Here is an 11,797-nt window from a genome sequence, read left to right as displayed (position 1 = left end):
ATGTTGACAAAGTATATTATACGACATATAATATAGTCAAACAAAAGGTATTAGATTTACTTTTTGAACAAAACGAGAGGAGGCGGTAAGATGACTTATCAATTGGGAGCGGCACTTACAGATGCAATTGTCTTGGCGATTATTGCAAAGGGAGATACGTATGGATACTCTATTTCCCAGGAAATGAAAAAGGTAACGGATTTAAAGGAGTCTACGCTTTACCCGGTATTGAGAAGATTACAGAATCATGGCTATCTGGGAACTTATGACCAGCCATTTCAGGGGAGGAATCGAAAATATTATTATCTGACTCCCGAAGGAAAGAAACAATATCAGCATTTTGTAGATGAATGGATTACTTATCGAGCAGGAATAGAAGAAATAATTTTGGGAGGAACTAAAAATGGGCAAGAATGAATATTTGCGGACTCTGGCGCGTGAACTTCGAAAGCTGCCAAAGGAAGAGTTCAATACAGCGATGGATTATTATACGGAATATTTTGAAGATGCCGGACCGGAAAAGGAACAGGAGATCATTCAGGAACTTGGAACTCCCCGTGAAGTAGCATATCAGATTATTACGGATGCTGCAATTAAGCGGATGGAAGAACAGGTAGATGTAAAAAAAGGATTCAGCACTCTTTGGATCATAATATTAGGGATCTGTGCAGCTCCTGTGGCACTTCCAATGGCATTTGCGATGGTAGCCCTGTTTGCTTCTATGCTCCTGGTGGTAGTTGCGTTTGTGGGGTCTGCAATTCTGGTTGACCTGTGTGCATTGGCCGGAGGGATTGTTACGGCATTTTGTGGAATTTACCTTTTATTTACCCAACCAGCGACCGGCATTGCATTGCTCGGACTTGGAATGGCAGCTGTTGGAATTGGAATCTTTGTAGGATTTGGAATTATCGGAATCGGCAGACGTATGGTAAAAGGGATTGGTAAAATGTTCAGAAACATTTTAAAGAGGAGGAAAAAGTCATGAAAAAGTATCAGAAAGTTTTGCTGATCACCGCAGGATGCCTGACACTTGCAGGAGGCATTGTTATGGTAACCGGTCTTGCACTGGGTGGCAGCCTGGGATTGAGACTGACTTCAGAAGGAATTTATACTGGAAATGATCAGGGAAAATATTTAGAAGAAACAAAAAGTTTAAAAGATATAAAAAATTTAGAAATAAGTGCGGGTTATGGCAATATCTATATAGAACAGGGGGATTCATTCCGGCTGGAATATGGCTACGATGATATGTTCGCCAAACCGGAATATAAAGCTGATAATGGGAAGGTTAGTTTCAACCTGAAAAGTGTCCATCAAAACGGGATTAGTCTCATTGGCATTGGTAATTTCGCTAATCAGAAAAAAGAAGATTATATAAAACTGATTCTGCCAAAAGGCATTGAATTGGATCAACTGAAAGTGCGCTCAGATTATGGTGAGCTGAGTCTGAATCAGGCGGATATTAAGAATCTGATATTAGAAGGCGACAGCGGAAATATCAATATTACGAATGTAAATATGGATGAACTCAGTCTGAATCTGGATTATGGTAAATTAGAAATGGAAAATTGTGTTGTTCCAGAACTGAAGATTGATAATGATACCAGTTCCGGTGATTTGGAATTGAAAAATATTACTGCAAAAAATGTGAAAATAAGCACAGACTACGGTAATGTTACAGTTGATCAGATGAAAGCCGATCAGGTAGAGATTATGAATAACAACGGCTCTGTGGACCTGCGTAATATGGAAGGAAACACGAAAAATAAAAGAATGAATCTGCTTACAGTAAACGGTGAATACGGAGCTATCGGTCTTAGAAACGTTAAGACTAATAGTCTGAACATAGAAAGTGATTATGGAACAGTCAAAGGAACAGATATTACGGCTGTAAAAAATAATATTCGTCAGGAAAACGGAAAATGCAGTATAGATAACCTGAACACGTCAGATACTAATATCAAGAACGAATACGGTGATGTTGACCTGACTCTGGCAAAATCAGAAAAAGAATATGATTTTTATCTGGATACGGATGATGGAGAAGTCAGCATTAACGGTGAGCATTACGGAGACGATTATACCAGGGATAACGGAAAAGATAAACAGATCAGAGTAAGCGTTGAATATAACGCCAGAATCTCTATCAGCGCAGAAGAGTAGTTTACAATAAGTTGATAAATTCTTGATATTTGTCTGTTAGAGTGATAGAAAAACGAAAGCAGAATTTATACGAAGGGAAGAAGCCTATGAAAATTTTATCTGTCATAGTACCTTGTTATCAGTCACAGGATTATATGGAACATTGTATCAAGACCTTACTGACCGGTCAGGATGATGTGGAAATACTTGTAATTGACGACGGTTCAAAAGACCATACACTATCTATTGCACAGAAATATGAATCAAAATATCCAAACATAGTGCGTGCTATACATCAGGAGAATAAGGGGCATGGCGGAGCTCTGAACACAGGAATTGCCAATGCAAAAGGACTCTACCTGAAAGTTGTAGACAGTGACGACTGGGTTAATCAGGAGGCATACAAAAAGATTCTGGAAGAACTGAAAGAACTAATTGCTTCAGATGAAATGCCGGATCTGGTAGTATCTAATTTTGTATATGAAAAACAGGGTGCAAAGCGGAAGAAGGTAATTAATTACCGGCGGTATATGAAAACCGGAGAAACATTTACCTGGAAAGATACCAGAGGACTTCCGGTAACCAATTATCTGATGATGCATTCCCTTATTTACCGCACAGAATTGGTGAGAAACAGTGGGCTGGTATTGCCTGAACATACTTTTTATGTAGATAATATTTATGTCTTTCAACCCCTGCCTTATGTTCGGACAATTCGGTACCTGGATTTAAATTTCTACCGGTATTTTATAGGAAGAGAAGATCAGTCGGTTCAGGAATCCGTAATGATTGGACGAATGGATCAGCATTACCGGGTAACCCGTAACTTAATTGACTATATGCATAAGAAACAGTTTATGATCAAAGAACGTTCTTTGCGTAAGACGATGTATACAAATCTGAAACTGGCAATGGCAATTGCCACGATCCTGGCAATGCTGAAAGATACACCGGACAGTGGTAAAGAACTGAAACAGATTTGGAGATATTTAAAAAATCTTGACAGCCGCATGTATCGAAAAGTGAGATATAGCTGCATTGGTATTGGTGTAAATCTTCCGGGTAGATTAGGAAGGCGCACAGTACTTGGCTGTTATCATTTACTTCAAAGACTTTATGGATTTAATTAATGGAATGTATCCCGGGGATTGTGGCATATTCCTGCCACAGACTGGGAAGCACATTATAAATGAAGGAGGCAAAGTTTGAAAGAAAAGTGCTTTCAAACTATTTATTAAGGCAGTATCGCAGGCAGGACTGCGATATGCGGGAGGTATAACTATGAACACAAAGGGAAGTTTGAAAAGAGAAAGATTTGCAGTAGGATATAATAAATATAAAATATTTTGGATTTTTATGATGGGAGGGATAATGGGATGCATCCTGGAGACAATCTGGTGCTATTTTGCATTTGGGGAAATTTCCAGCAGAACCAGTAACCTATTCCTGCCATTCAGTTCCGTATGGGGTCTTGGATGCGCCTTATTTACTGTTTTTTTACATAGCACGAAAGAAATGAAAACTTTTAATATATTCATTAAAGGATATGTTTTAGGGGGCATATTTGAATTTATCTGCGGTTATGTCTGCCAGGTGATGCTGGGGGTTACATTTTGGGACTATTCCGGATTGCCCTTTACCCTGGGACATTATGTGAATTTAATATTCTGTATTTTCTGGGGAGTGGTAGCGATCGCCTGGGCAAAATGGGTTTATCCGCTTCTTTCCGGATTAATTGAACGGGCGCCGAGAAAAGCAGGGATATTAGTAACAAAAATAGCGGTATGTTTTATGGTAGTGACTGCAACCATATCTGGTGTGGCGCTGCTTCGTATGTCAGAGAGACAGTTAAACAGACCTGCTAAAAATGTGGTGGAAATGAGGTTGGATAAATATTTTCCCGACCATGTAATGAAAAAGTACTTTCCGAAAATGAAATATATCTCAGAACCTCATTTGAGAGGTGGTGTGGTGAAATCGGATACATAAAATAAAGGAAATAATCCCTGAAACTGTGCAGTTATGAGGGGAATCATGACTTGTATTTTTTATTGATTGAAATTATCCCTGATTCATATTATAATCCCGTTTTCGACACTTGCAAGAAGACGAAAAGCCGATACACCTTATAAATACTGAGGTTATCGGCTTATACTGATTATGAAATTGTTGTATGTAAACGTTACTTTAAAATTTTTTTAATTGTTCCATTCAGTTCCTTTGGTTTATAATGCAGCCTGTCCAAGTTTAGCGATGTTAGTTGGGTTAGGGCATCTAGTGCCTTGCTACCATTATAGAGAGCCATATATTCGACGTCGTGAATATTCGTCACATTCATATTTTTCAAGGTATTAATTAAGTTTTCTGTCGTCACATGTGTATGCTGGTCATCAAGTTTGGCTTCCAGTAAACGGTACACAAGCAGCGCAGTATAGCAGATCATGAAGTGAGCTCTAATGCGATTTGGCAGACGGTGGTTTACAGGTCTTCCGGTAAAATTTGTTTTCATGATTCGAAAACAGTCTTCAATCTGATATCTTTTGTGGGATACAGCCAATATATCTTTAGCTGGATCCAGAAGATTTGTGGCGACCGCATAATAACCATCATATTTTTCTTCTTCAGCAATCTTTGTTTCGTCAAGTATATATGCGACCGTTGCTTTTTCTACTGAGTTTGTGCTGGCTATGCGTTTCAGAAATCGCTTCACATCATTCGCTCCTTTCTTGATTTCTTCGGGATCTTTCATACCTAAGAGTTTCCTGGCACGTTCAATCTGACGGTTTCGCACAGCCCTCTGGTATTCCATCATCTTTCGCGAGAAAGTGATAATCAGTCTCTGTTTCAGCTGTCCTGTTGTTTTTACACGTTTTGTTTTGCCATTTTTTAATGTTTTTTCTTCATACAGTCCAAGATCAATAGCTTTGTCTGCAATAATCACTTTATAGGCAGAATCATTGTACAGTTCGCGGTTTTCTATCTCATATCTGTCAAAAGTTTTCATATCGCTGATTGCGACAGCGGAGTCATCTGAGAGAAGATGATAATCATAGTCGTTGAACACGGCCTTTTTGAGTGTGTCACTCAGTTTTTTTATAGATTGAGTGACAATAAAGGCTCTGCCGCCCATACTGTTGAATTTGCGGATGTTATAGGAACCAAGCCCCGCATCTGCACAATAAATGAATTGGGCATTATCCAGCATTTTCATAACTTCTTTTTCTAATGGGACAGCGGTAATCTGTTCGCTTGTATTTCCACAATGCAGGCACATGCTGACTGGGATTCCCCTGCTATCCATGAAAAGTCCCATTTCCACAATGGGATTTGAACGGTGTTCTTTACTTAAGCCATATTTTCTCAGACCATTGATAATCTCACCAGTCACTTCATCGACGATGTCTTCGTCAGGCTGTTCACATTCAAAGTAAAAGTTTGTGCAATCATAGTATAGGACAGATGAATCTCGCTTAATGACAGAATTGCTGTTTTTGTAAAGCCATGTCAGATAAGTGTCGTAATTCGCTTCCAAGATATCCATGAATCTAAGAATATGCTGGTAATCGAACTCCGGCTGTTCAAAGTAGGAAGCGAGACGATTCCAGGTAGCGTGTTTGGATTTGGGATCTAAAATCCTTGCATAAGTAAGGAAACGAGCGATTGTAAAACAATCAAAAGTATTTTTGCGGTCATTTGTTATCTCATGAAAGAACTCCTTGAGATTCAATTCTTTCATGATGTCCTGAAGAAAGAAATACCCAATATTCAACCAGTTGGAAGCCGATGCTTCATCAGCGGAAGGTCTGACCCTTTCGTTAAAATCGGCAGTCAGATTGAAAGAGACTTTGCCAACGCGGTATTCCTCATTCATCTTTTTGATTTGTTCTCTCACATAGAGTTCAGGATCATCTGTGACCTTCAATAACTCGGAGTGTTTTCCAAAGTTTTTAATATTTCTGGTGGTTGTTTTCTTTCCATTACGGATTCCCTGCTGTGCATAATAAGTGGGATCCTTTAGTCGTTTATCAAAGTATATTTTCATAAATGCATCACCCCTGTAATTATTATACCATATAAATACAACACATACAACATAAAAATAGTAAAAATTTGACAAAAAAACCTGCTAACAAAAGTCAAGGACTTTTAGCAGATTTTTAAATTATTTTATCAGTCTATTTTTTGGCATGCTAAAAAGGCTGGCATTGTGCTCCAGCCTGCACAGACTCATGTTTTCACAATCTATTGATAAACAGCAGTTACTCTTGCATAGTAAATTCGTAGAAATTTATTCAAACCAGCGATTTTTGCATGTTTCTTGCTTTTTCCTTCACTTTCCTTTTTTAAGATATAGTTGTATACAGCATCATCTTTTGGAGCAGGATGGCTCTTAAGCACTCTCATCACCTCATATCCCACCTTCCTAAGCGTTGAAGAACCTCGTTTCGTTATTTTGCGTTTCGAACCAATAAACTGCCCTGATTCATATGGAGGTGGGTCAATTCCAGCCCATGCTATGAGTGCCTTTGCGTTATGCAGTCTTCTCACATCACCAATCTCTGCAATCAGCTTAACCGCAAGGACATCACCAACCCCACCCATTTCCCTGACCGTTGAATATTCAGGAAGGGACTTCGCAAGTTCTTGCATTCGTGTTAAAATAAGAGACAGAGAACTATCCACAGTTCTCAATACCGATACCGCTTCCTGTACTAACATTTTGGTTGATGGGGTACTGGAAGACAGTGTGGGAATGCCACTTGAAGCTAATTCATAGACTGTCTCAGCCTTGGATCTGCTTTGGTGGTATTTCTTTTCTTTTGCCCAGACAAGATACGCCTCTGTGAATTTTTCAAGGCTCATGGTTGTGATTAAATCAAAGTGCCAAAATCTCTCCACAAAGTCGCTGAGCTTATCCTTGCCATTCGTTTCATTCCAGCTGTTAAACATCTTCTTGATACCCGGCATCACATAATCCAGGATATGTGTCAGTTCCTGCAAAGCTTTCACATGAAGTTCCATATAGTACCGGTATCTGCGTCCCAGAAGCTTAAGCTCCGCATAAACTTCTTCCTCACCTTCATATTTTTGTAATTTGAACCATTTCTCGATTCCGTAATTAGCAATCATCATCGAATCAAGTTTATCAGTCTTTGCTCCTCTGATGCTGCTATCCTTCGCATATTTCTTCATTGCAAATGGATTTACAACAGATACAAAATACCCCTTGTCATGAAGGAATGTCAAAACAGGCAAATGATAAATACCCGTAGCTTCCATCACGATACGTATTTCACCATCTAACTTTTGAAGCAGATTGTGAAAGTCTTCCAACTCCTTTTCCACATGTTGCATATCAAAAGGGCTACATATAATTTCCCCGTATGGCTTAAGTATACAGATAGTGCTTTTCCCTTTTGATACATCAATTCCTACGCTTATCATCTCGAACCTCCTATAACTGTTATTCGTAATTGTTCCAGCCGCACTCATTACCATCCAGTTTAGTTGGTTACGCGGGAGCAAATCCCAACCTGCTTAATCGAATGCTTATAACAAGGGGTTGGTTAACGGTTTTTTTGACGGATGCTACGACCCAAAAAAGCCCACGTCAGACCAATTACTCCCCTTATTATAAATAAAATAAGTGCAGGTGTCAGAGTTAATTACTCTCTAACAACTACACTTTTATGGTACTAAATAAGCCTGTATCAAGGCTTTAAGGTACTTTAGAGATATGGAAAGTGTCGAAGACCCGACCATGTAATGAAAAAGTACTTTCCGAAAATGAAATATATCTCAGAACCTCATTTGAGAGGTGGTGTGGTGAAATCGGATACATAAAATAAAGGAAATAATCCCTGAAACTGTGCAGTTATGAGGGGAATCATGACTTGTATTTTTTATTGATTGAAATTATCCCTGATTCATATTATAATAAAAGACAAATGTTAAAGTTACTTTAATGTATGATAAGGGGGTCACATTATGGAATATAAAATAAAGCAGGTTTCTGAAATAACGGGATTACCGGCATCAACACTGCGCTATTATGAAAAAGAACAGTTGCTGCCAACTGTAAAGAGAAATGAAGCAGGTGTTCGGATTTACAATGACAAAGATCTTGACTGGATATCGATTATATCCTGCCTGAAAGCAACGGATATGCCAATAGCCGACATTCGCAGATTTGTAGCACTGTGCGCAAAGGGAGATGTAACTCTGAAAGAACGCCGTCAGATGGTTATCGCGCATAAGCGCGTAGTGGAAAAGCATATAGAAGAACTGGAAAGCAATCTGGACCACATTAATTTTAAAGTAGAATATTATAATGCGGCATGCAGGCTGGGCTCCGAGGCACCCCTTAAACAGATTAAATATGTAGAATGTGATGATCAATGCGTTGTACGATTGAAGAATGCTGCCAGTTAAGGGAAAGAAAGAGAGTGGAAAATTCCATTCTCTTTCTTACTGCTGTGGTGTTTGTCGGGCTTAAAAGGGGTATTCTCCTGTTTTCCCTGTTTTAGGCAACACTTTTTTACAAAAAACACTAGACTATTTTGACGTTTTATGAGAAAATGATATCAAGTATGGTGTTAAATATCTAACGATATGAACACGTACATATCCAAAGAATTCATTTTTGAAAGGAGTCTTAAAATGATTTATTCACATGAAGTAGAAACGATGTGTAAAGTAGCGCAAGGCGTGGCTCATGGTGCTGCTCCGATCCCAGAAGAAGCAAAATGGGTAAAAGCAAAAGAAATTAAAGACATTTCCGGTTTAACACATGGTGTAGGCTGGTGTGCACCTCAGCAGGGTACCTGTAAATTAACATTAAATGTTAAAGAGGGCGTTATCCAGGAAGCATTAGTAGAGACAATCGGATGTTCAGGTATGACTCATTCCGCAGCAATGGCTTCCGAAATTTTACCAGGAAGAACAATCCTTGAAGCTTTAAATACAGACTTAGTATGTGACGCTATCAATACAGCAATGAGAGAATTATTTTTACAGATTGTTTATGGCAGAACACAGAGTGCTTTCTCAGAAGACGGACTTCCAATCGGTGCCGGACTTGAAGATTTAGGTAAAGGCCTCAGATCTCAGGTTGGTACAATGTATGGAACTCTTGCAAAAGGTCCTCGTTATCTTGAAATGACAGATGGCTATGTTACAGGTGTTGCTTTAGATGCAGATGACGAAATCATCGGTTACCAGTTCGTAAGTTTTGGTAAAATGATGGATTTCATCAAAGCAGGTGATGATGCTAACACAGCATTTGAAAAAGCTAAAGGTCAGTATGGTAGAGTTGCAGACGCAGTGAAAATCATCGACCCAAGACATGAATAATAGAGGAGGGGAAAAGAATGGCTTTATTTGAATCATATGAAAGAAGAGAAAAACAAATTCTGGCTGTTTTAAAAGAGTATGGTATTAACTCTATCGAAGAAGCAGCAGAAGTTACAAAAGCAGCAGGCTTAGATGTATATAATCAGGTTGAAGGTATTCAGCCAATCTGTTTTGAAAATGCAAAATGGGCTTACACTGTAGGCGCAGCAATTGCAATCAAAAAAGACTGCAGAAGAGCAGCAGATGCAGCAGCAGCTATCGGTGAAGGACTTCAGTCTTTCTGTATCCCGGGATCCGTTGCTGACCAGCGTAAAGTAGGTCTGGGACATGGTAACCTTGGTAAAATGTTACTGGAAGAAGACACAGAATGTTTTGCATTCTTAGCAGGCCATGAGTCTTTTGCAGCAGCTGAAGGCGCTATCGGTATTGCAGAAAAAGCAAACAAGGTTCGTAAAAAACCATTACGCGTTATTTTAAACGGACTTGGAAAAGATGCAGCTCAGATCATCGCTCGTATCAACGGATTTACATATGTTGAAACAGAGATGGACTACCACAAAGGCGAAGTAAAAGAAGTATTCCGTAAAGCATACTCTGAAGGACTTCGTGCAAAAGTTAACTGCTACGGTGCAAACGATGTAACAGAAGGTGTTGCTATCATGCACAAAGAAGCTGTTGACGTTTCCATCACAGGAAACTCCACAAACCCAACTCGTTTCCAGCATCCGGTAGCTGGTACTTACAAAAAAGAATGTGTTGATCAGGGTAAGAAATACTTCTCCGTAGCATCAGGCGGTGGTACAGGACGTACACTTCACCCGGATAACATGGCAGCAGGTCCTGCTTCCTACGGTATGACAGATACTATGGGACGTATGCACTCTGATGCTCAGTTCGCTGGTTCATCTTCCGTACCTGCTCATGTTGAAATGATGGGTCTGATCGGTGCTGGTAACAACCCGATGGTTGGTATGACTGTTGCAGTTGCAGTTGCCATTGAGGAAGCTGCTAAGGCTGGGAAGTTCTAAGAAATCCTTATTTTATAAGGGTTTGAGAAGTTGTGAGTTGTGCTGAAAAGTGTTGAAAATGAGTGTGTAGAACACGGGTAGCGCACACGTAGCACACAAGCGTAGCGCACAAAGATTAGAATTAAAATGTTAGTGTATAAGAGATGTTTTTCAGGGTGAACGCCTTGTGAAACATCTCTTATTTTGTTATCTTGCATATCTCTTTATGGAGTTGCTCCATTGTCCTGTGGGTATAGGTTTTTTCTGTGATGTCTGTTATGGCGTGACCGACAATGAGTTTTAATATGTATTCGTCTACATGACATTCTTTTGCTTTTGTGATGAAAGTATGTCTGGTTTCATGCGGTCGGTGGGTCAGCTTCAAGCGTTTCATGGCTTTTACGAATCTGCCCCGGTATTTGTCATAGGTCATGTAGGTTCCCTGTTGTCCGCTATCGTCATTGAACAGAAATTCATTTTCTGGTGAGAAACGTTTTTCAATGAGAGGGTGGATAAGAGGGTGAATTGGTACAACACGGTTTTTGCCTGCGTCTGTTTTCATGCCGCCTTTCATGGTGTTAGCTTCAAGGTCAATATCTGCAGTCTTTAAGGTAGCTAATTCCTGTGGGCGCCAGCCGCTGTAAATGCCTACTAGAATCATATCCACAAAAGGAACCTCATTTACGTTATCCCAGAGCAGATTAATTTCTTCTAGTGTAAAGGGAATGACTTCTTTTTCCGGCGCTTCCCGTTTGACTGCGTTACAAAGTTGTGCATAGTCCTTTTGGACAATCTCATGTTTCATTGCGTAGCGGTACATCATATTAAATAATGATTTTATTCTGCCTTTTGTGGCACTTCCTACATCTGCGTCACGTATGGTTCCCTCTAAATGCTCCACGCGAATATCTTTCATTCACATTTTGTAAAGAGGTGTACAGTATTTATAGGCGGCTTGGACAGTGCGTACACTAGACATTGTGGAGAGTGTGGGAAAATAGTCTTTACTCCACAATTCGTATACATCTTCAAAGGTAACAGAGTTGGTCTGAATATCATAGGGGCTGGAATTATAGTTTGCAATGGCTTGTATCGCTTCATCTCTGGTGTGATAATAGCCGATTGTCACCCGGTTTTGAACCAGCTTCCCTTTTTCCTCATTGTATGCCCAACCGTTTGTAATAACTGCACGCCACGGATTGCGGCGTTTGCCTGATAGTTTGTAGACACTTCCTGTTCCGTTTGCTCTTTGTAATGTTTTAGCCATACAATCATCCTTTCTGTATTTTGTTTTC

At 39.6% G+C, this 11,797-nt stretch carries 12 protein-coding genes; 8 read left to right on the top strand and 4 right to left on the bottom strand.

From position 1 onward, the window contains the following. Positions 1-90 precede the first annotated feature (90 nt). The 5 genes from CD03_RS0116885 to CD03_RS33830 all read left to right on the top strand — a co-directional run bounded on the left by CD03_RS0116885 (position 91) and on the right by CD03_RS33830 (position 4,131). Complete coding sequence (locus CD03_RS0116885) at positions 91-417, top strand: PadR family transcriptional regulator (RefSeq protein WP_027294653.1); 327 nt, start codon at positions 91-93, stop codon at positions 415-417. Beyond that, positions 404-985, top strand: coding sequence for a DUF1700 domain-containing protein (locus CD03_RS0116880; RefSeq protein WP_027294652.1), 582 nt, complete (start codon positions 404-406; stop codon positions 983-985). The genes CD03_RS0116885 and CD03_RS0116880 overlap by 14 nt, the downstream gene beginning before the upstream one ends. Continuing rightward, a complete protein-coding gene (locus CD03_RS0116875) occupies positions 982-2,163 on the top strand; it encodes a DUF4097 family beta strand repeat-containing protein (protein WP_027294651.1) in 1,182 nt (393 codons plus the stop codon). The genes CD03_RS0116880 and CD03_RS0116875 overlap by 4 nt, the downstream gene beginning before the upstream one ends. An 86-nt stretch (positions 2,164-2,249) precedes the next feature. Then, positions 2,250-3,272: a glycosyltransferase family 2 protein gene (locus tag CD03_RS0116870; protein WP_027294650.1), complete on the top strand. Its 1,023-nt coding sequence runs from the start codon at positions 2,250-2,252 to the stop codon at positions 3,270-3,272. A gap of 151 nt (positions 3,273-3,423) precedes the next feature. Continuing rightward, positions 3,424-4,131, top strand: a complete 708-nt coding sequence (locus CD03_RS33830; protein ID WP_044289443.1) for a putative ABC transporter permease — start codon at positions 3,424-3,426, stop codon at positions 4,129-4,131. 193 nt (positions 4,132-4,324) lie between these two features. Here CD03_RS33830 and CD03_RS0116855 read toward each other — a convergent pair whose 3' ends face one another. Then, a complete protein-coding gene (locus tag CD03_RS0116855) occupies positions 4,325-6,184 on the bottom strand; it encodes an IS1634 family transposase (protein ID WP_027294649.1) in 1,860 nt (619 codons plus the stop codon). A gap of 200 nt (positions 6,185-6,384) precedes the next feature. Continuing rightward, a complete protein-coding gene (locus CD03_RS0116850; protein WP_027294648.1) occupies positions 6,385-7,587 on the bottom strand; it encodes an IS110 family transposase in 1,203 nt (400 codons plus the stop codon). 543 nt (positions 7,588-8,130) lie between these two features. Between CD03_RS0116850 and CD03_RS33825 the strand changes: the two genes are divergently transcribed. The 3 genes from CD03_RS33825 to CD03_RS0116835 all read left to right on the top strand — a co-directional run bounded on the left by CD03_RS33825 (position 8,131) and on the right by CD03_RS0116835 (position 10,523). Further along, positions 8,131-8,574 carry a MerR family transcriptional regulator gene (locus CD03_RS33825; RefSeq protein ID WP_044289442.1) on the top strand — a complete coding sequence of 148 codons (444 nt, stop codon included), beginning with the start codon at positions 8,131-8,133 and terminating at the stop codon, positions 8,572-8,574. A gap of 228 nt (positions 8,575-8,802) precedes the next feature. After that, complete coding sequence (locus tag CD03_RS0116840) at positions 8,803-9,495, top strand: iron-sulfur cluster assembly scaffold protein (RefSeq protein WP_027294647.1); 693 nt, start codon at positions 8,803-8,805, stop codon at positions 9,493-9,495. A 17-nt stretch (positions 9,496-9,512) separates the two neighbouring features. Continuing rightward, positions 9,513-10,523: a GGGtGRT protein gene (locus CD03_RS0116835; protein ID WP_027294646.1), complete on the top strand. Its 1,011-nt coding sequence runs from the start codon at positions 9,513-9,515 to the stop codon at positions 10,521-10,523. A gap of 178 nt (positions 10,524-10,701) precedes the next feature. On the opposite strand, the gene CD03_RS33820 is transcribed toward CD03_RS0116835, so the two are convergent. Further along, a complete protein-coding gene (locus tag CD03_RS33820; protein WP_242849113.1) occupies positions 10,702-11,418 on the bottom strand; it encodes a tyrosine-type recombinase/integrase in 717 nt (238 codons plus the stop codon). Further along, positions 11,419-11,769 (bottom strand): hypothetical protein, encoded by a 351-nt coding sequence (locus CD03_RS38600; RefSeq protein WP_242849112.1) that lies wholly within the window; start codon positions 11,767-11,769, stop codon positions 11,419-11,421. Positions 11,770-11,797 lie beyond the last annotated feature (28 nt).

This window comes from Robinsoniella sp. KNHs210 (assembly GCF_000686105.1).
Classification (GTDB): Bacteria; Bacillota; Clostridia; order Lachnospirales; family Lachnospiraceae; genus Robinsoniella; species Robinsoniella peoriensis.
The sequence above is the reverse complement of the archived record's forward strand: the minus strand, read 5'-3'. Positions and strand labels throughout refer to the sequence as shown.